Source organism: Actinomadura meridiana (genome assembly GCF_039537545.1).
GTDB lineage: Bacteria > Actinomycetota > Actinomycetes > Streptosporangiales > Streptosporangiaceae > Spirillospora > Spirillospora meridiana.
This window is the reverse complement of sequence record NZ_BAABAS010000003.1, coordinates 1-18,872: the sequence shown is the minus strand read 5'-3', so window position 1 is coordinate 18,872 and position 18,872 is coordinate 1. Positions and strand designations below refer to the sequence as shown.

At 67.4% G+C, this 18,872-nt stretch carries 21 protein-coding genes; 14 read left to right on the top strand and 7 right to left on the bottom strand.

Annotation, left to right across the window (positions count from 1 at the left end; translation table 11 throughout):
* A complete protein-coding gene (locus ABD808_RS01680; RefSeq protein ID WP_344888454.1) occupies positions 1-663 on the bottom strand; it encodes a hypothetical protein in 663 nt (220 codons plus the stop codon).
* A gap of 29 nt (positions 664-692) precedes the next feature.
* Positions 693-1,499 carry a class I SAM-dependent methyltransferase gene (locus ABD808_RS01675; RefSeq protein ID WP_344888451.1) on the bottom strand — a complete coding sequence of 269 codons (807 nt, stop codon included), beginning with the start codon at positions 1,497-1,499 and terminating at the stop codon, positions 693-695.
* Positions 1,500-1,682: 183 nt separating this feature from the next.
* On the opposite strand from ABD808_RS01675, the gene ABD808_RS01670 reads away from it, so the two are divergent.
* A complete protein-coding gene (locus ABD808_RS01670; protein WP_344888448.1) occupies positions 1,683-2,519 on the top strand; it encodes a polysaccharide deacetylase family protein in 837 nt (278 codons plus the stop codon).
* A gap of 111 nt (positions 2,520-2,630) precedes the next feature.
* Here the strand turns inward: ABD808_RS01670 and ABD808_RS01665 are convergent, their stop codons facing one another.
* Positions 2,631-2,942 (bottom strand): hypothetical protein, encoded by a 312-nt coding sequence (locus ABD808_RS01665; protein ID WP_344888445.1) that lies wholly within the window; start codon positions 2,940-2,942, stop codon positions 2,631-2,633.
* 154 nt (positions 2,943-3,096) lie between these two features.
* Between ABD808_RS01665 and ABD808_RS01660 the strand changes: the two genes are divergently transcribed.
* A complete protein-coding gene (locus ABD808_RS01660; protein WP_344888442.1) occupies positions 3,097-3,678 on the top strand; it encodes a hypothetical protein in 582 nt (193 codons plus the stop codon).
* Positions 3,679-3,724: 46 nt separating this feature from the next.
* Here ABD808_RS01660 and ABD808_RS01655 read toward each other — a convergent pair whose 3' ends face one another.
* Entirely contained in the window at positions 3,725-3,982 is a 258-nt protein-coding gene (locus ABD808_RS01655; protein ID WP_344888439.1) for a putative acetyltransferase, read from the bottom strand.
* Between the two features lie 113 nt (positions 3,983-4,095).
* Here ABD808_RS01655 and fdxA point away from each other — a divergent pair, with 113 nt between their 5' ends.
* From fdxA to ABD808_RS01600, 11 genes are all read left to right on the top strand, one after another.
* Complete coding sequence (gene fdxA / locus ABD808_RS01650) at positions 4,096-4,422, top strand: ferredoxin (RefSeq protein ID WP_344888436.1); 327 nt, start codon at positions 4,096-4,098, stop codon at positions 4,420-4,422.
* 105 nt (positions 4,423-4,527) lie between these two features.
* Positions 4,528-5,613, top strand: a complete 1,086-nt coding sequence (gene dapC, locus ABD808_RS01645; RefSeq protein WP_344888433.1) for a succinyldiaminopimelate transaminase — start codon at positions 4,528-4,530, stop codon at positions 5,611-5,613.
* A 185-nt stretch (positions 5,614-5,798) separates the two neighbouring features.
* Positions 5,799-6,428: a DUF4178 domain-containing protein gene (locus tag ABD808_RS01640; RefSeq protein ID WP_344888431.1), complete on the top strand. Its 630-nt coding sequence runs from the start codon at positions 5,799-5,801 to the stop codon at positions 6,426-6,428.
* Between the two features lie 3 nt (positions 6,429-6,431).
* Positions 6,432-7,016, top strand: a complete 585-nt coding sequence (locus tag ABD808_RS01635; RefSeq protein ID WP_344888428.1) for a DUF2617 family protein — start codon at positions 6,432-6,434, stop codon at positions 7,014-7,016.
* On the top strand, positions 7,013-7,447 hold the full coding sequence (locus ABD808_RS01630; protein ID WP_344888425.1) for a DUF4247 domain-containing protein: 435 nt from the start codon (positions 7,013-7,015) through the stop codon (positions 7,445-7,447). The genes ABD808_RS01635 and ABD808_RS01630 overlap by 4 nt, the downstream gene beginning before the upstream one ends.
* Positions 7,448-7,458: 11 nt before the next feature.
* Positions 7,459-7,893, top strand: a complete 435-nt coding sequence (locus ABD808_RS01625; RefSeq protein WP_344888422.1) for a DUF350 domain-containing protein — start codon at positions 7,459-7,461, stop codon at positions 7,891-7,893.
* A 65-nt stretch (positions 7,894-7,958) separates the two neighbouring features.
* Positions 7,959-9,506: a polyamine aminopropyltransferase gene (locus ABD808_RS01620; protein ID WP_344888419.1), complete on the top strand. Its 1,548-nt coding sequence runs from the start codon at positions 7,959-7,961 to the stop codon at positions 9,504-9,506.
* A gap of 55 nt (positions 9,507-9,561) precedes the next feature.
* A complete protein-coding gene (locus ABD808_RS01615) occupies positions 9,562-10,704 on the top strand; it encodes an acyl-CoA dehydrogenase family protein (protein ID WP_344888416.1) in 1,143 nt (380 codons plus the stop codon).
* Between the two features lie 136 nt (positions 10,705-10,840).
* Positions 10,841-11,956, top strand: a complete 1,116-nt coding sequence (locus ABD808_RS01610) for a GmrSD restriction endonuclease domain-containing protein (RefSeq protein ID WP_344888413.1) — start codon at positions 10,841-10,843, stop codon at positions 11,954-11,956.
* Positions 11,953-13,050 (top strand): DUF3696 domain-containing protein, encoded by a 1,098-nt coding sequence (locus ABD808_RS01605; protein ID WP_344888410.1) that lies wholly within the window; start codon positions 11,953-11,955, stop codon positions 13,048-13,050. The genes ABD808_RS01610 and ABD808_RS01605 overlap by 4 nt, the downstream gene beginning before the upstream one ends.
* A complete protein-coding gene (locus ABD808_RS01600) occupies positions 13,034-13,984 on the top strand; it encodes a hypothetical protein (protein ID WP_344888407.1) in 951 nt (316 codons plus the stop codon). Before ABD808_RS01605 ends, ABD808_RS01600 begins: the two co-directional genes overlap by 17 nt.
* A gap of 171 nt (positions 13,985-14,155) precedes the next feature.
* Here ABD808_RS01600 and ABD808_RS01595 read toward each other — a convergent pair whose 3' ends face one another.
* Positions 14,156-15,094 (bottom strand): hypothetical protein, encoded by a 939-nt coding sequence (locus tag ABD808_RS01595; protein WP_344888404.1) that lies wholly within the window; start codon positions 15,092-15,094, stop codon positions 14,156-14,158.
* A gap of 25 nt (positions 15,095-15,119) precedes the next feature.
* Positions 15,120-16,430, bottom strand: a complete 1,311-nt coding sequence (locus ABD808_RS01590; RefSeq protein ID WP_344888400.1) for a hypothetical protein — start codon at positions 16,428-16,430, stop codon at positions 15,120-15,122.
* A 377-nt stretch (positions 16,431-16,807) separates the two neighbouring features.
* Here ABD808_RS01590 and ABD808_RS01585 point away from each other — a divergent pair, with 377 nt between their 5' ends.
* On the top strand, positions 16,808-18,070 hold the full coding sequence (locus ABD808_RS01585; RefSeq protein WP_344888397.1) for an ATP-binding protein: 1,263 nt from the start codon (positions 16,808-16,810) through the stop codon (positions 18,068-18,070).
* A gap of 150 nt (positions 18,071-18,220) precedes the next feature.
* On the opposite strand, the gene ABD808_RS01580 is transcribed toward ABD808_RS01585, so the two are convergent.
* Positions 18,221-18,793, bottom strand: a complete 573-nt coding sequence (locus ABD808_RS01580; RefSeq protein ID WP_344888389.1) for a hypothetical protein — start codon at positions 18,791-18,793, stop codon at positions 18,221-18,223.
* Between the last annotated feature and the right edge of the window lie 79 nt (positions 18,794-18,872).

Below are 18,872 nucleotides of genomic sequence, written 5' to 3'. Positions count from 1 at the left end.
TCAAGCGCTGCCGATCGCCGCGACGAGACCGAGCGCCAGCAGCAGGTCGAGGTGGATGAACGTTTCCAGCTTCGCGCCCGGCGGCACGTCCGCGTCGTCGGCGAGGCGGTCGAGGGTGGCGAGCGCGGACGGCGCGTCCAGGTCGTCGGCCAGCGCGCCCTCGGCCCGCGTCGCGTACTCGCGGTTCATGGGGCGTCCCGGCGCCGTCGCCCACTCCGCGACATTGCTGCGCCACCGTGCCAGCCGCTCCCCGGCCCCCGCCAGCCTGGCCGCCGACAACTCCAGCGGCACCCGATAGGGGACCTCCAGCATCGCGAGACGCACCACGAGGGCGTCGGCCGTCCCAGGGTCGCCGGTCTCGCGCGGCACGGTCAGACACAGCCCGTCAGCACGGCCCTCGGATATCTCGACGTCCGCGTCCGCCAGCGGGGTGTCGACGACCTCGAACGGCGCGATGTTGTAGTCGGTCCAGTCGTCCGCCATGGGGAACGCCGCCGTGCACGCGACCGCGACATGGCCCCGGGCCCGTTCGGCGACGCGGCGCAGCAGGTCGGCGACCACCGGAATGCGGTACCCGGCGCCGTCCAGGATCTGCACGCGCAGGCCAGGTCCAGTTGGAAGCGGCTCAGGCCGCCCGGTGCGATGGTCGTACAGCCGCAGCATGCCCCCAACCCTAGTTCGGGGGTTTCGGTCTAGAGCGGCGGCCCTGACGGGGCGGGCCCGAACGGCATCGACCCGGGGAGCGGCGCGGCACCGTCTGGTTTACGGACGGCCGCGAACCGCAGCCGCACATAGTCCGCGACCCACCCCGACTCGCGGCGCAGCGCCGGGGCGGCCAGATCGTTCACCCGGGAGAGCAACGGGTCCACCAGTTCGGGCGGGACGTCCGCGAGCGCGCGGGCCGCGTAGGCACGAACCCAGTCGGCGGCCCCGTTCGGCCCCTCCGTCATCCGGGTCGGACGGTCGGCGTGCTCCAGCAGCCGCAGCGTGAAACCCGCGTCCTCCAGCTTCGTCGCGTACTCGGCGGGGCTCGGAAAGTACCAGGGCAGTTCCGGCTCGCCGAGGCCGAACACCCGCCACGCGGTCTGCATCGCGACGATCAGCTCGGCGCAGTTCCCGGCGCCGCCCAACTCGCCGACGAACCGGCCGCCGGGGCGCAGCGCCGCGTGGACGCGCACGATCACCGCGTCGGGGTCGCGGGTCATCCAGTGCAGCGCGGCGTTCGAGGCGACCCCGTCGAACGACTCGCCCACGGTGAAGTCGTGGGCGTCGCCGTGCACGAACGACAGCCCCGGGTGCGTCGTGGTCGCCTGCGCGACCATGTCCGGGTTGCCGTCGATGCCCAGCACCTCGGCGCCGCGCTCGGCGATCTCCGCGCTGAACGCCCCGGTGCCGCACCCGAGGTCGATGATCCGTTCGCCGGGCTGGGGGTCGAGCAGGTCGACCAGGGGCGCGCCGTGCGCGGAGACGTACCCGAAGGCGGAGTCGTACGTCGTCACGGCCCAATTCACTGTCCCAATTTATCGGACAATCCTCCGACGCGAGGCGTTCCCGGGGGCATGCGGGACCACCGTCCCGGCCGCCCCGACGTCCGTCCCGAAGAACCCGGCTTTGACGGCATGTGTTGCGATTGTGACGGAGGGTATGGAGCGCCCCAAGATCGTCCATTTCGGGGGTGCACCGTGCGGATCAGGACAATCGCCGTCATCGGGGCAGGAATTCTGCTGGTCGCCGGGTGCGGCGGCGGCCCGGACGAGAAGCAGGCCAGGACCGCCGGGAACAACGCCGAGCTGCGACAGAAGGCCCAGGCCCGGCGCCCACCGGCGCCGCCTCCACCACGAAAGATCAACTGCGACCGGGTGAAATGCGTCTCGCTGACGTTCGACGACGGGCCCGGCCCCTACACGGCGCGGCTGCTCGACACGCTCAAGGGCCGTGGCGTCCGTGCCACGTTCTTCATGCTGGGCGAGAACGTCCACGCGCATCGGAACCTGGTCCGGCGGATGGTGATGGAGGGGCACGAGGTCGCCAACCACACCTGGTCGCACCCGGACCTCACCGGGTTGCCGCCCGCAGAGGTCCGCTCGCAAGTGCAACAGACCCAGAAGGCCATCAAGGACGCCTCCGGCGTAGCGCCGACGCTCCTGCGTCCCCCATATGGGGCCACGGACAAGACGGTGGGAAGCGCCACCGGCATGCCTCTGATCCTCTGGAGTGTGGACACGCTCGACTGGCGCTACCGCAGCGTCACCCGCGACACCAGGGTCGGGATCAAGGAACCCCAGAGCGGCGGCGTCGTCCTGTTCCACGACATCCACAAGCCGAGCGTCGAGTCCATCCCCAAGGTGGTGGACGGCCTGAGAAAGCGCGGCTTCACCCTCGTGACCGTGTCGGAGCTGTTCCAGGGCCAGCCCCTCAAGCCCGGCCAGACCTACACCGAACGCGCTCAGAAGGCCAAGGCCGTGACCGCGAGCCCGCCGCCACCCGCGCCGTCCGCCAGCCCCACGTCGAGCCCGTGAGAGCGCCCTGACGGCCGTCCCGGCGGAATCCCTGCTCCGGCCGGGTGTCTCCGGTACTTTGCGCGATCAAGAAGTATCGCCACAAAGCTCCCTCCGGAGGCACGCATGTCGTTACCACCCGCGGACTCGCGTCCCCGCACGGACGACCCGGCGCGGACGGTCGTCCGACGGCTGACCTGGCGGCGGCAGCCCCGTCTCCTTGTCGTCGCCCCGCTGTTCACCGGGATGGTCCTGAGTCTGCTTCTGCTGAACAGCCCGGCGCCGGTCTTCTACGGCGCCGTGACGGTGGTGCTGGCCGTCGTCGCGTACTACGTGCTGGTCGTCACACGCGCCCGCACCGAGATCGGCCCGGACGGCGTCAGGAACCGCGTCCTCGGCAAGGAGACCTTCGTCCCGTGGGGCGACATCCAGGACATCGCCCACGTCACCCTTCCCCGCAGGATCCGACTGGTGCGCCACAGCGGACGTCCCGTGACGCTCATGGCCATCCGCGACGATGTCGTCCCCGATCCGGACGGCCTCCGGATCGCCGACTTCGTCGCGATCATCCGGGAGCGCGCTGGTCGAGAGTCTGCGCGTGACGGGCACGCCGTTCGGCCGCATCACAGTGGTGCGCCTGGAGAGCGGCAAGAAGCTCCACTTGGCCGCGCCCCGCAGCGGCCTTCTGGGCGTGGACCACAAGTTCGACGCGACGGTGGACGCGATCGCCGCGCACGCCGCCCCCAAGCGCGTCCCGGTCGACCGCGAGCTGGTCGGGACGGCCAGGCTGGTCCTGTGGGTGGCGATGATCATCCCGCTCGTCGTCGGGGTGGGGTTGTGGCGTCCCTGGCTGGCTCCGCCGGACGGCATCGTCCAGCGGCCCCGACGAGGCCCGCGCGGAGTACGAGAGCGCCAAGGAGGTCGCCACGAACATCACCGAGCAGGGTTCGCCCGAAGGGCGTCAGATCACCAAGGGGACGTGCGTGGGCTGGGCGACCGCGCCTGGCGGATCGTCGAGGTCGACACGCGCTACAAGAACGAGGTCGACGTCCGGCTGCTGGTGCTGCGCGCCAACGTGTTCGTCGAAGTCCACTTTGAGGCGCGGCGTCCGGTCAAGGAGACCGTGGACGCCGCCGACGCCCTCGCCCGCAAGGCCCTGACCATGACCACCTTTCACTGACGGCCAGAACACCGTGACCACCGGAGCACAGGGTCAGGCCGCGGGGTCAGGTCGTGTCGCGGGGACGGCGGCGCGGCGGCGGGCGCGGCGGGACGACCTTCGCCGCGACCATCGCGGCCTCCGGCACCTCTACCAGCTCCCCGTCCCTGCGGCGCACTGACAAGATGTTGTCGGACCACGATTCGAGGACGCCCACGACGTCGCTGTACTCTCCCGTTGGCAGACGACGGCGCAGCGAGATCCGCCGGCCCACGTCGGCGGCGCTGATGGTCACCACCAGCCGTGCCACGAATCGGCCGGACACGTGTGCACCCCCAGTGTCGAATCGACGGCGCCGTGGTGGCCATACTATTCACAGCGAGCTTGCGGTGAGCCGTGACGTGCGGTGGGGCCGGAGATCCGAGAGGAGTCACTGACGTGACCTACGTCATTGCGCAGCCCTGCGTTGACCTACTCGACAAGGCATGCATCGAGGAGTGCCCGGTCGACTGCATATACGAGGGCAAGCGCATGCTGTACATCCACCCGGACGAGTGCGTCGACTGCGGTGCGTGCGAGCCGGTCTGCCCGGTGGAAGCGATCTACTACGAGGACGACACGCCCGAGCAGTGGAAGGACTTCTACAAGGCCAACGTGGAGTTCTTCGACGATCTCGGCTCGCCGGGTGGCGCCGCCAAGGTCGGGAAGATCGACAAGGATCACCCGATCGTCGCCGCGTTGCCTCCGCAGAGCCAGGAGGACTGAGCCGGGACGCGCGTCCCCCCGAGGGCCGCGCGGACAGCTTTCGGGCCGCGGCTTCCTCGCTCAGGAGGCCGCGGCCCTGCCAGATCTAGGACGAGGGGCTGGGACGTGTTCACGCTGCCTGACTTTCCGTGGGACCGGCTGGCGCCGTACAAGGAGCGGGCGCTGACCCATCCGGGCGGCATCGTCGACCTGTCGGTCGGGACGCCCGTGGACCCGACGCCCGAACCCGTCAGGGCCGCCCTCGCGGCCGCGTCCGACGCGCCCGGCTACCCGCAGACCTACGGGACGCCCCGGCTCCGCGAGTCGGTCGCCGGATGGCTGCGCCGCCGCGCCGGGGTGTCCGGCGCCGACCCGGCCGCCGTGCTCCCCGTGATCGGCACGAAGGAACTGGTCGCGCTGCTCCCGACGCTGCTCGGCGCCGGGCCCGGCGACAAGATCGTCTTCCCGGCGCTGGCGTACCCGACCTACGACGTCGGCACGCGGATCGCCGGGGCCACGTCCATCTCGACGGACGGGACGCTGACGCTCGGCCCCGTCTCGCCCAAGATCGTGTGGGTGAACTCGCCGTCCAACCCGACCGGGAAGGTGCTGCCCACCGAGCACCTGCGCAAGGTCGTCGCGTGGGCGCGCGGGCGCGGCGCGATCCTCGTCAGCGACGAGTGCTACCTGGAGTTCGGCTGGGACGCGGAGAAGCCGCCGATCTCGATCCTGCACCCGGACGTGTGCGACGGCTCCCACGAGGGGATCCTCGCGATCAACTCGCTGTCCAAACGGTCGAACATGGCGGGCTACCGGGCCGGGTTCATCACCGGCGACCCCGCGCTCGTCGCGCGGCTGCTGGAGGTCCGCAAGCACGCCGGGATGATCGTCCCGGCGCCGGTGCAGGCCGCGATGGCGGTGGCGTTCGACGACGACGCGCACGTCGACGAGCAGCGGGCCCGGTACGCGCGGCGCCGCGCCGACCTGCGCGCCGCGTTCGAGAAGCACGGCTTCCGGATCGACCACTCCGAGGCGTCGCTCTACCTGTGGGCCACGCGGGACGAGCCGTGCTGGGACACCGTCGCGCACCTGGCGTCCCTCGGCGTCCTCGTCGGCCCGGGCGAGTTCTACGGCCCGGCGGGCGCCCGGCATGTCCGGATCGCGTTCACCGCCACGGACGAGCGCGTCGCCGCCGCCGTCTCCCGGCTCTAGACCCCGGGCCGCCAGGCCTAGACCCTGGGCAAAGCCGCGTCCATCGGTTCCAGTCCGATTTCGTTGCGGTTCCGCCGTTTTTGCATGCAACCAAAGTTTCATTTGATACGTCTGAACGCGGTATGGGCATGAGAGGCCACAGTCGGTAGGATCCCGCTGGCCCTGGCCGTGCGACAGACGAAACGATGGAGGTGCCCGTGGGCGGAGCGGCGATAGTGATCCTGCTGGCGCTGATCCTGGTCGCCCTGATCGCGCTGATCGTCGTCCTGCTGCGGCGCCGTTCTCCCAAGGCGCCCGCGGCCCCGCCGCCCGTCCCGCGCGACCCGTTCGCGCCGGAGGACCAGGTGGCGGGCGATCCGCGGACCCTCAAGGCCGGTGACATGGTCGAGTACCTCGGCACCCGCTACTTCGTGCGCGGTTCGCTGCGGTTGCGGGAGGGCGGCTACACCTGGAGCGAGCACCTCCTGGACGCCGACACCATCGAGGGCACCAAGGTGTGGGTCTCCGTCGAGGAGGATCCCGACCTTGAGGTCGTCTGGTGGACGGAGTACGACATCGGCGACCTGTCACCCAACGAACGCACCCTGACCGTCGAGGGCGTGGAGTATCGCCGCGACGAACATGGAACCGCCGACTACACCAGCGAAGGCACGACCGGCGTAGGCGTCCAGGGGCGGGTCGAGTACGTCGACTTCGAAGGCCCGCGCGGCAAGTACCTGTCGTTCGAGCAGTATGGCGGCGGGCAATGGGAGGCGGGTCTCGGCGAGCGCGTCCCCACCGGCTCGATGACGATCTACCCGGGCAGCGGTGGCTGAACGGTGCGCACGACCCTCGACACCCCCTACGCGGACGCGCGCGCCGACGCCCTGTCCTTCGCCCTCGGACTGCCGCCGCTGGACGCGCTCGCCGTCCTGCCGCTGGAACGCGCGGGGCTGACCGTCGAGCTGAGGCTGCTGGGCGCGTCCCACCAGATCATCGCCGGACCGCTCAGCGAGACCGTGGCGTGCCTGCCCGGCGGCGCCGAGCCGCTGCCCGGCCGCGCCAGCACCGACGTGCCCGGCTGGACGTACGAGTTCGCCGCGACGACCGCGGCCCTCAGCGACGACACGGCGTTCTGCCGCGCCGTCGAGGCGGTGTGCGCGCGGCTCGCCGATCGCGGTGACGCCCTGACTGGCGCGTTCCCCGGGTCGCGGCACGCCGTGACCGCGCTCGCCCTGGAACAGACCGTCCACGAACGCGCCAACGCGGCGCGAACCCGTCCCGCACAGAGCAACCCCACACAGAACAACCCCGCCCAGACCCCCCCACGGGAGGAGACCGGGATCGGCTGGCGAACATGGCACGCCTACCCGCAGACCCGGGAGATCGTGATGACGCGGAGCCGACTGGTGAGACCAACGTGAACAGCAGACATCGGATGATCGGCGGCGCCTGCGCGGCCGCCCTCGCCGTCCTGGCGCTCGGGGGCTGCGGCACCTCGAAGGAGTCCTGGATCGGCGACAAGTACAAGAAGGACGGAGCGGGCTCCTACCGGTCCTCGAAGGCGCCCCCCGTGGTGGCGACGGAGATCAACAAGAAGTTCAAGGCGATCGACCGGGTGGACGACCTGGCGACCCGGGGCGCGGCGGGCGGCATCTTCCTGCGCTACCCGAAGCTGGTCGTCGGCGTCCTGCCGAACGGGCCGGGCAGCCGGATCACCCTGTCCACCCCGAGCAGTGGTTACAACCGCTACTACTCCCATGTCAGCGGGCGCTGGGCCAGGCCCGGCAGCAACGGCTGGACCAACGGCGGAATCGCCTCGTTCCGCGGCGGCGGGCCAGGGTCGGGCAAATAAGGAGCATTTCGATGGACGACCTCTTGGACGAGATCGGCGCCACCTTCGCCTACGGCGCCGTCGGCATCGCGCTGATGGCGATCGGCTACCTGGTGGTGGAGGTGACGACCCCCGGCCGGCTCGGCAAACAGATCTGGACGGACGGCAACCGCGGCGCGGCGCTGCTGCTGTCGGCCAAACTGCTCGGCATCGGCGCGATCGTCACCACAGCGATCGTCACCAGTGACAACGACCTCGGCGACGGCATCGTCGACACGGCGGTCTTCGGCGGCATCGGCGTCGTGCTGATGGTCGTCGCGTTCTTCCTCCTCGACGTGATGACGCCGGGCAAGCTCGGCGCGACCCTCGTCGACACGGGCGGCGGCACCGCGATCCACCCGGCCGGCTGGGTGGTCGCCGCCGCCGACCTGGGCGTCGCCGCGATCGTGGCCGGGGCGGTCTCCTGACGTCCCGCGAACTCGCCGAGGCCGCGCCGGCCGGTCCCGCGGAGACGGCTCCGCCGGACGGGCCGGTGCGGCTCGGCGTCCCGGCCCGGGTGGCGCGGGCGCTGATCCTCGCCGCCGTGTTCACCTGCGCGGCCTGCGGCCTCGTCTACGAACTGGCGCTGGTCGCGCTCGGCAGCTACCTCGTCGGCAACTCCGTCACCCAGGCGTCGATCGTGCTGTCGGTCATGGTGTTCGCCATGGGCATCGGCTCGCTGCTGGCCAAACCGCTGCAAAGCCGCGCGGTCGTGGCGTTCGCCGTCGTGGAGGGCGTGCTCGCCCTGGTCGGCGGGCTCTCCGTCCTGGCGCTGTACGCGGCGTTCGCGTGGCTCAACCTGTACGTCCCGGCGCTGGTGGTCGTGTCGTTCGCGGTCGGTGCGCTGATCGGCGCCGAGATCCCGCTGCTGATGACCCTGCTGCAACGCATCCGCAGGCAGGACGCGGGCAGCGCCGTCGCCGACCTGTTCGCCGCCGACTACGTCGGAGCCCTGATCGGCGGGCTGGCGTTCCCGTTCCTGCTGCTCCCCGCGTTCGGGCACATCAAGGGCGCGCTGCTCGTCGGCGTCGTCAACGCGGTCGCCGGGGTCGCGGTCGTGCTGTGGCTGTTCCGCCGCGAGATCGGCCGCCTGGCCCAAGCCGCGCTCGCCCTCGGCATGGTCGCCGTCCTCACCGTCCTCTGCGGGACGTTCGTGCTGGCGGACGGCTTCGAGGTGTCGGCGCGGCAGGCCCTGTACGCCGACCCGATCGCCCTGTCGAAACGCACCAAGTACCAGGAGATCGTGATCACGCGGGCGGTGTCGCTGTCGGGGAACCCCGACGTTCGCCTGTTTCTGAACGGCGACCTCCAGTTCTCGTCGGTGGACGAGTACCGGTACCACGAGTCGCTCGTCCACCCGCTGATGTCGGGCCCGCACCGCCGGGTGCTCATTCTTGGCGGCGGGGACGGGCTCGCGTTGCGTGAGGTGCTCCGCTACAAGGACGTGGCGAGCGCGACCCTGGTCGAGCTCGACCCGGAGATGCTGCACCTGGCCCGCGCCTACGGGCCGATCGCCTCCCTCAACCACCACTCGTTCAACGACCCGCGCGCGCACGCCGTCGCCGCCGACGCCTTCTCGTGGCTGCGCGGCCTCAACCAGCAGTACGACGCGGTGGTCGTCGACATGCCGGACCCCGATGACGTATCCACCGCCAAGCTGTACTCGGTGGAGTTCTACGGCCTGGTGAAGCGCGCGCTGGCGCCCGGTGGACGGATGGTCGTCCAGTCGGGTTCGCCGTACTTCGCGCCGAAGTCGTTCTGGAGCATCGAGAAGTCGATCGCCGCCGCCGGTTTCGCGACGACCCCGTACCACGTGGACGTGCCGAGCTTCGGCGACTGGGGCTTCACCCTGGCGTCGCCCACGACGAAACCGGCACTGCGACTCGCGCCCGACGCGCCGTCACTCCGCTTCCTGGACGCCCCCCTCCTCCAGGCCGCGACGGTGTTCCCCAAGGACCGCCGCGTCCGGGACGTTGAAGTCAACACGCTCGTCCACCCGCGCCTGGTCGACTACGAGCGCCAGGAGTGGAAGGACTCCTGACCTTCCGACCTGTCGTTAGATTTATCAGGCGACACTGACAAAGGGGGACCGCCGGATGGGCCGCGACATCTACACCGACGACCACGAGGCGTTCCGCGAGCTGGTGCGCTCCTTCATCGCGAAGGAGGCCGCCCCCCACCACGCGCAGTGGGAGAAGGACGGCATCGTCTCCCGCGAGGTCTGGCTGGCGGCGGGCCGCGCGGGCCTTCTCGGCATCGAGATGCCGGAGGAACACGGCGGCGGCGGCAACCCCGACTACCGCTACTACGTGATCCTGGGCGAGGAGCTGGCCCGCGCCGGGATCCACGGCCCGGGGTTCGCCGTCCACAACGACATCAACGGCGGCTACCTGCGTCGCCTCTGCACCGACGAGCAGAAGGCCCGCTGGCTCCCCGGCTACTGCTCCGGCGAACTCATCACCGCCATCGCGATGACGGAACCGGCCGCTGGTTCCGACCTCCAGGGCATCAAGAGCACCGCCATCAAGGACGGCGACCACTACGTTCTGAACGGTTCAAAAACGTTCATCTCCAACGGCATCCTCGCGGACCTGGTGATCGTGGCCGCCAAGACCGACCCGTCCGCCGGCGCCAAGGGCGTCAGCCTCCTGGTCGTCGAGCGCGGCATGGACGGTTTTGAACGCGGCCGCAATCTCGACAAGATCGGCCTGCACGCCCAGGACACCGCCGAACTGTTCTTCAAGGACGTCCGCGTCCCCGCGACGAACCTGCTCGGTGAAGAGGGCGAGGGCTTCATCTACCTCATGCAGAACCTGGCCCGCGAACGCCTCTCCATCGGCGTCACCGCGCAGGCCGCCGCCGAGGCCGCCTTCGAGCACACCCTCGCCTACTGCAAGTCGCGCGAGGCGTTCGGCCGTCCGATCGGCAGGTTCCAGCACAACCGCTTCACCCTCGCCGAAATGAAGACGGAACTCACCATCGCGCGCACCTTCACCGACCAGTGCGTCCTCAAGGAGAGCGAGAACGACCTCACCGCGGAAGAGGCCGCGATGCTCAAATACTGGAACACCGAACTCCTCAAGACGGTCGTCGACCGGTGCGTCCAACTCCACGGCGGCTACGGCTACATGACCGAATACCCCATCGCCCGGGCCTACCAGGACGTCCGCGTCCACACCATCTTCGGCGGCACCACCGAAATAATGAAGGAAATAATAGGCCGCAGTATGGGCATATAGCCCGACCTGGCACGCGGTGGCCTGCTCGAGCGCGGAGATCGAGCCCCGCAGTACGCCACGATCCGACTGCCCGGGATGACCACACCGGTAGGTACCGGACCATAGGATTGGGGGAACCTGCGGAGGGCGGGAGTTGATGAAGGAGCCAGTGCGTCGCTCGGACGTGGTCGAAGAGCATTACCTGGACAGACCGCTGGATGTCGAGGCTGATCTCGACGAAGGCGAGGGGGACTACGGCTTGCCGTGGCAGCCCGAGGACATCCGGGTCAGCTCACGCAACTTCTCCCTGCGCAACGTGATCGACATGATCGAGGAGAGGGAGCTGGAACTCGCCCCGGACTTCCAACGCAACCGGGTTTGGAAGCTCAAACAGAAGTCCGGGCTGATCGAGTCGATCCTTCTGCAAATACCCCTGCCAGCCTTTTACTTCGCCCAGGACAAGGACGGCAGTATGAAGGTGATCGACGGGTTGCAGCGCCTGTCGACTGCCTATGGTTTCCGTAAAGGAGAATTCGCGCTGGGGCCGCTGGAGTATCTCGACTTGGAGGGGCGGCGCTTCGATGACCTGTCACCCCTCTGGCGGCGGCGATTCAACCAGACGCAGCTTTCGGTTCATGTGATCGATCCGCAGACGCCGAGTCAGATCAGGTACGACATCTTCAAACGCATCAACACCGGTGGGACGCCGCTCAACGCCCAGGAGATCAGGCATTGCCTGACCACCGACCGGTGCCGGGAGTTTCTCCAGCGTTGTGCCGCGCGGCCCGAGTTCCTCACCGCGGTCGGGAAGACGTTCCGCGATCACGTGCGGATGGCCGATCGTGAGCTGGTCCTGCGGTTCTGCGCCTTCCGCCTGCAAAGCCTGGAGGAATACCGGGCCATGGACCCTTTCCTGGACGATGCGGCTGCGCTCCTCGATGATGTGGAGCGGCTGACGGCCAAGGACCTGAACATCCTGGAACGTGACTTCGCCAGGGCGATGGCGACCGCGACCGAGATCTTTGGGCCACGTCCGTTCCGTAAGAGCCAGAGTTCCCCGCTCAACCGTCCGATGTTCGAGAGCCTCTCGGTCACGCTGGCGAAGGCCGCCGACAAACGGCGACGGCCGGACGCGGCGCATGTCGCCGAAGGCGTGCAGCACCTGGTCGAGTACGACCGCACCTACTACGACGCCATCAGCTCGTCGACCGGAGGCCGGACCAAGGTCCATTATCGGTTCGCGGCGGCGCGCAAACTGGTGTTCGAGCCGTGATCACTTCGTTGGGCGTACGGAATTTCAAGAGTTTTCTTGAATGCTCTGTACCGCTGCGGCCGTTGACTGTGCTCACCGGATTGAACGGGGCGGGCAAAAGCACTCTGATCCAGGCGCTTCTGCTGGCGCGTCAGGCGGTCTACCGAGTTGAGAACGACGTGGTCGCGCTCAACGGGGTGTTCGGCTTGGCACTGGGCGAGGCCGAGGATATCCAGCATCCCGAAGCGGAGGAGTCCGCCGAGGTGGTGATCGAACTGGAAGCCGGAGGGGCTGGGCGGGTCCGTCTCGGCCTCCAGTCATCCGGTCCCCGTGCGCTCAACCTCGCCATCCGCTCCCCTCGGCCGTCCGGGCCCGCGATCCTTCAAGGCCATGGCACGGCGTTCACCTACCTCTGCGCCGAACGTCTGGGCCCCCGTGATCAGCTCGAGGTCACGGCCGACGACACCGCGCAACTGGGGATCGGGGAGCGGGGGCAGTTCACCGGGCAGCTGCTCGCTCTACACGAGAACGACGTGGTTCGTGAACCGTTGCGGCATCCGCGTACCGCTGAACACGGCGTCACCACGGTGCGTACGCAGGTTGAGGAATGGACCGGGGATATCGTGCGTCCGATCCGGGTGAGCGCCCAGTGGCCACCCGGAATCGCCGCCAGTGTGATCCGATTCGCGGAGCCGGGATCTCTACTCGATGGCATCCGGCCACCGAACATGGGATTCGGGGTGTCCTACGCCCTGCCGATCATCGTCGCCGGGCTGCTCTGTCCGGAGGGAGGGCTGTTCATCGTCGAGAACCCCGAGGCACATCTACATCCGGCGGGGCAGAGCCGGATCGGACGCTTCCTCGGACGCCTCGCCGGTAGCGGTGTCCAAGTCATCGTGGAGACCCACAGCGACCACGTGTTGAACGGGATCAGGCTGGCCGCCATGGACGACCGCAGCGTCCCCTTCTCAGATGTTGTCGTGCACTACTTCGAGGGCGGCGCCCCGATCGCCATCGAGATGACCGAGCGTGGTGGCCTTAGCCAATGGCCTGTCGGTTTCTTCGACCAACTGGAGACGGACCTGGGAGGGCTGGCCCGTGCCCAGCGGCGCTGACCTACCCCGCGTCGTGATCGATGAGACGAGTTTCGACTTTCGGGAGCTGCCTCCCGGGCAGCTTTCCGCCTGTCTGGACCGATTCAATGACGTGCTTGATGATCTGCGTGCCCAGGGCAGCTCGGCGCATAAGCCACCGTGCTTCGAGTCGATGTCCTGCGATGACGAGCTCGGGCTCTACGAATACCTGTCCTCCGAGCCTGGTCAGAGCGTTGACCGGGACATACGCAACCGCTTCTACACGCTCGTCGACCGCTGCCCGGAATGGGACGCGGCGGTGCCCGAGACCCAAAACGTGTCGGTGGATGACGGCGAACCATTCGAGGCATGGTCGGTCGCTTACGCGTTGACCATGGTTCTCGGCGGCATCGGTGTGTGTTGCCTCGTCCTTGCCGCCCACGAACGTCGGGGCTTCGTGTCCGCCGCGGCAGCGGCGGAGGCCGAGATCTACTTCTTCGCGGATTCCAGCGAACTGCCACCCTTCTGGAGATCGCTCTTTACTCTGGAGAATGTACCCGAGCCCGACTTCTTTCCCTTAGCGCAGAAGGCGTTTCCGCAACTGATTTTGCATGAGGAACTCGCCTTTCGGAGGTTCCAGGGCGGCTACCGTGATCTCCGTGCATTGGTCGTGACTCATTTGGCCGTATTGAACGACCATTTCCTCGGAGTCTACGCCGAGCGCCACGGAATCGCCCGGGAAGTGGCGATGGCCCTGGCAGAGCATGGCTGCGACGGAGTCTCCCCGGAAAGTCCGGGTACCAGAGGGAATCCTGCCGCCATGAGGCATCGTGACGTTGAATACGCCGGAAAAGTGGTTCGGTGTGAATGGCATATGAAGCTCAGGCCCAACGTGAACCGGATCCACTTCGCCTTCGGGATGGAACTCCAGCCACGTATCCTCGTCGGGATCTTCGTTGACCATCTGCCAACCTGACACGGCGGGCTGGGTGTGCAGCGTCAGTTGGGCTTCGAGTGGGATCGCGAAGTGATCGCCGATGCTCTGGGCGCGCTCACGGTGCACCGCCAGAGCGTGTCCTCTGGTGGTACCGCAGGTCTCTGCCCGAGTTCGTGTGGGATAACGTCCTGCGGGCGAGTTCTGAGCTGATCAGCCGGCCAACTGGCCGATCGTGGCGACCATCGTGGTGGCGAGTTCGGTCGTGCCGGGCCGGTTCAGCAGGTTGACGAGTCGCCCGAGTAAGCCGCGAACCTCGGTTTCGTCAGGGTTCGCCCGTCCGGCGGCACCCTCGAGGTCGGCGGCCGTCTGTACGAGTGCCGACCGTTCGGCCTCCGAGAGCCCGAGCAGACCGCTGCTCCGCTGTAGCGCTCGTGCGACCTGGAGCATTTGGTCGACCGGTAGGCCAGCGGTCATCTGGATCTGCTGGACGCTGTCGCCGCCCTGGTTGATCTGCGGGTTGCCCGCACCGTAGAAGTTGTTGAACGTGTTCATCGTGGTCCTTCGCGTGGTGTCTTCGTAGGTGTGAACCGCCCCGGCGTGCTTCTCGACACAGTCGACCCCTTCACGAGTGAGGCGTAGGGGATTCAGATCTACGAGGCCGCGGTCAACGAGATACTCGAGGGCGTTGATCAGGTCTTCGCGTGTGAGGAAGAGCCCTTCGTACGTGCCCCAGGGGCTGTCCCTGATGACCTGGATCTCGGGGTGATAGTCGAGGTCGGCGGACAGCTCTCCGAGCCAGTTGAGGATGTTGGCGCGGCTCGCTTGGCGGCGCAGCACGGTGCACTTTCGCCTCCGCTCGCGTTCGTGGACGTCCCGCAAGCCGGTGCCCGTGAGGCGGATGCCGTAGCCGAGGTAGGAGCCGGAGACCCGAAGCAGCTCCACGTGGCCGTCGGTTTCGAGAACCGTCAGGACTTCAGGAAGCCACCGCGGCGCGACGTCCTCGTCGTCCACCGCTGGTTTGCCCATGGTTGGGAGGAAGTCCTTGACGTCTGGTATGACCGTGGGCTCGCGGGAGGAGAAAGACCGAAGCCAGTCCAGCAGGCGGATGGCATGGAACCCGATCTCGGTGGTGGAATCCAGCACGATCATGAGACGTCCAAGAACCGTGAACGGTTCAGGTGGCCGACCGCTGTTTGAGGAGAGAGTTCCCTTGGGGGCCGGTGTGCATCGCGAAGACCAGGGAGCCACGGCCGCTGAGGCTGGCCTTCATCTGGTCCCGGACGAAACTGCTTCCGACTCCGCAGCTTCCGATCCAGCCGTCGCTCAGGAGCTGGGTGAAGGTCGTTGAGTTCAGGTGGCGGGGAAGGTCGCCTGTTCCGACCCGGTAGCGGCTGTACTGAGGGGGTTGCGGAGGCGGGCTGGTGAGCGCGGTTCGAAAATGCGGGAGCGGAAGGTACGCCCCTCGGATGGGCTCCGACGACGAGTGTCGGAATGGAGAGGGCTCGCACAGCTTGAGGAAGACCGGTTGAGCGTGGAGGCGCAAATGCGCGAGATCCGTCGAATCCTTGCACTGGTCATCGATCGCTTGTAGACGGGCCAGTTCCTCGTCGAGTCCGGGTTCTGGTTCGTACGCCAGCAGGCTTCCACCTTGGGTGAACTCCTTGTATTGGACGATGACGAACGAACTGTGTACGGGGTTGTAGTAGACGAGGTCGACTCCTGAGACGTCCTCTGCCCGCCGCTTCGCCATGTTGACGAGTAGGAGCTTCTGGTCGGCTTCCCGCCCTTCGTAGAACCGGGCGGCATAGCCGACGTCGCGCAGATCCCAGTCGTCGAGTTGCAGCCAGTCGAGATCGGCGGGCGATCTGGTGTCGGGGAGACAACTCACGAACGGCTCTTCGAAGTTCACTTTCGCGGGGACGCCGTCCGCGATCACGCGGTTGCCGAACACTGCCTGGTAGGCCATGTAGGCGGCGTCTCGCTCGAATCCACGAATCAGCGCGTTCCTCCCCTCGATGGCCTGGTCTTTGATGGCCGCGATCAGCAGGTCAACGCGCCGTGCGAGGTTCCCGTCAAGCTGCAGCAGGGCCTCGAGTAGGCGCCTGCCCCGGGCATCGGAGAGACGCTGGCCCGGAGCGGCGGCATCGGCGTACGCCTTGCCGAGGACGTCAGTGACGAGGGACGTCGGCACGGGTTCCGAGAGCGCGTGGGACTCTTTGATTACGATCTTTTCCTCGTAGGTTCCGGATCTTCCTTCGGAGTAGACGATGCCGATGCCGAACACGCAGTGCGCAGCCTCGATTGGGCCGACGAAGACCGCGAGGTGGCGCTGCTTGTACGCGAGCTGATCCTGGTCCCACCTCTCGAACGAGAAGCTGGGCGAGTCTCTCCAGGTGAGGTCCTCCTGGAGGTAGCGCATGCGCCGCGTCGCGTCGATGACTGTGACCGGCACGCCTGGCCAGTCGGCAGGACGCTCCTCGTCCACCCGGAACCTCCGATGGATACCCGCTGATCGTCTTCGGGAGCCTACAGCTGGAAGGCCGTCAATGTTCGAGTCCGCGGTCACGCTCTCGCCTGCTACGCCGCTGCCGTTCTTGGGAAGCAGATACAGACTGCACAGCACCTCGGGTGGCCGCTGCCATGTCTCCGGTGGTGAGCGTTCCATGACGGAGGACGGGAGCTCTGCCAGACCCTCGCCCCAGTCTGGGACAGGCGCATGAGGAGAGCTACGGGTGCTCGTTCTGGGTCTGGGGGCCTTGATCACCTTGTCGGCAGAACGCCCAGCATTGTTGCGGCAGGATGCCCACCCCATCGTCGGCAAAACGCCCACGACGACAACGCTCACGCGCTATCGTCGCTGGTATGGAAGGCGAGTTTCTCTATTCCCGGCACGCCGAGCGGATGGCCCAGGAGGCTCTCGCGGATACCCGAGTCGTGGTGGTGAACGGTGCCAGGCAGGTGGGCAAGAGCACGCTGGCGAAGCTGATCGTCGAACGTTCGGCGGGGGCGCGCGAGCTGTATCTGGATGATCCTGCGGTGCGGTCGGCGGCGGAGACGGATCCGAGTGCGTTCGTGCGTCATGACGGGTTGTTGTTGATCGATGAGATTCAGCGGGTGCCTGAGCTGCTGTTGTCGATCAAGCGGGAGGTCGATCGGGATACTCGTCCGGGCCGGTTTCTGTTGACGGGCTCGGCACGGTTGTTGGGGTTGCGGGATCTGCCCGACGCGCTCCCGGGACGGACTGAGACGATCGAGCTGTGGCCGCTGTCTCAGGGAGAGATCGATTCGGCTCCTGACGGGTTTGTTGACGCGCTGTTCCAGCAGGACGGCCAGGTGACGGTGGGGCCGTCTGGTCTGACCAAACCGGATTATGTGGCCAGGGCGTTGCGGGGCGGGTATCCGGAGGCCGTGCGTCGTGATCCGGGCCGTCGGCGTGCTCGGTTCTTCGACTCCTACGTTACAGATCTGATCACTCGGGACGTGCGTCAGATCTCCGACATCGAGCGGCCGGCTGAGATGCGTCGTCTGCTGAGCGTGGTGGCGGCACGGATGGGGACTCTGGCCGTCGTCCAGTCGATGGCCAATGACGTCAGCCTGCCCAGGATGACCCTTACCCGCTATCTGGACCTGCTGGAACTGGTCTTTGTGATCAAGCGGGTACCCGCTTGGTCTTCCAATCTCACGACCCGAGCGATCTCCACACCGAAGCTGTTCGTCACGGACTCGGGCCTGGGCGGCAGGCTCATCGGCCTGTCGGAGGAACGGGCGAAGGACCCGACCGCTCTTGTGGGGCCGTTGCTGGAGAACTTTGTCATTGGGGAGGTCGCCAGGCAGCTCACCTGGGCGGAAGAACCCGTGCAGCTGTTCCATTACCGAGATCGCGACAAGGTCGAGGTCGACATCGTTCTGGAGCATGCGTCAGGCAGTGTCATCGGCATCGAGGTCAAGGCCGCGGAGACGGTGCGCCGCGACGACTTCCGGGGGCTGCGCCATCTGGGGGATCGGCTCGGGGACCGGTTCCTCGCCGGCATCGTCTTGTATGCGGGAGAACAACAACTCTCCTTCGGGGAGCGGTTCTCGGCACTACCGATCTCCGCTCTCTGGGCGCTGGATCCCCACGACTGAGCCGCCTACGTCCAGCTGCCTGGCCTCGGGTGGCCCTGCCTGCCTGTGGTGTTACATTAATGGATAGTGCGGGAAATAATAGGCCGCTCGCTCGGCGCCCGAGGACGGGCTCCGGCAGCGCCGCCGAGAGGGACGGCGCTGCCGGGACGGTCAACGAATGCGCTTGGCCATCGCTGCCCGCCAGCCGTTGAGGAAAGGCCACTTGTAGTCGAGGGTGGCCAGTTCCATGATGTTTCCGTGACTGTCGAATATGATGCGTTCATTGTCCTGATAGAAGCTGTACTTCGCCCCTATCGACTCGTATTCGAGAGACACGTCGTCGAGGTCGTGCTGGAAGCGTTCGGGAAGGAACCTGAAGTCGGACAGCGGGGTCGTCGGCAACGCGTAGTCGTAGCCCCAGAAGGTGGTGTAGTTGCCGCCTCGCACCGCGAAGTGGAAGATGCGCGAGTCGTCGCTGCGGTTGACGTCGCTGAGCCCGTCGTAGGGACTGGGTATCGAGGTGGGCCCGGAGACGATACCGGTGTCCTCGAAGACGATCGCCAGGGAGCCCTTGGTGAACGTGTTCCGCCAGCGGAACCCCGGGCCGCTGAAGGAGACCGCGGCCGAGTCGACGTCATGGGTGAACTGTTCGGGCAAGAAGGGCCATTTGCCCCTGATCGACGCCGGCCCCTGGATGATCCCGGAGTCGTTGAAGATCACGTACTGGTCGCCGATCAGCGCCATGTGCTTCCACACATTGAGCCTTTTTCGCTTGCGGTGAGGACGGCTCTGATCACGTCATGATCGCTGGCGGTGTGTCGGG

Excerpts from the sequence above, each read along its gene's own strand:
- ABD808_RS01680 (WP_344888454.1), bottom strand. The coding sequence starts at position 663 with ATGCTGCGGCTGTACGACCATCGCACCGGGCGGCCTGAGCCGCTTCCA.
- ABD808_RS01640 (WP_344888431.1), top strand. The coding sequence starts at position 5,799 with ATGGAGGTGCCCGTGGGCGGAGCGGCGATAGTGATCCTGCTGGCGCTG.
- ABD808_RS01625 (WP_344888422.1), top strand. The coding sequence starts at position 7,459 with ATGGACGACCTCTTGGACGAGATCGGCGCCACCTTCGCCTACGGCGCC.
- ABD808_RS01615 (WP_344888416.1), top strand. The coding sequence starts at position 9,562 with ATGGGCCGCGACATCTACACCGACGACCACGAGGCGTTCCGCGAGCTG.
- ABD808_RS01610 (WP_344888413.1), top strand. The coding sequence starts at position 10,841 with ATGAAGGAGCCAGTGCGTCGCTCGGACGTGGTCGAAGAGCATTACCTG.
- ABD808_RS01595 (WP_344888404.1), bottom strand. The coding sequence starts at position 15,094 with ATGATCGTGCTGGATTCCACCACCGAGATCGGGTTCCATGCCATCCGC.
- ABD808_RS01585 (WP_344888397.1), top strand. The coding sequence starts at position 16,808 with ATGGAAGGCGAGTTTCTCTATTCCCGGCACGCCGAGCGGATGGCCCAG.
- ABD808_RS01580 (WP_344888389.1), bottom strand. The coding sequence starts at position 18,793 with ATGGCGCTGATCGGCGACCAGTACGTGATCTTCAACGACTCCGGGATC.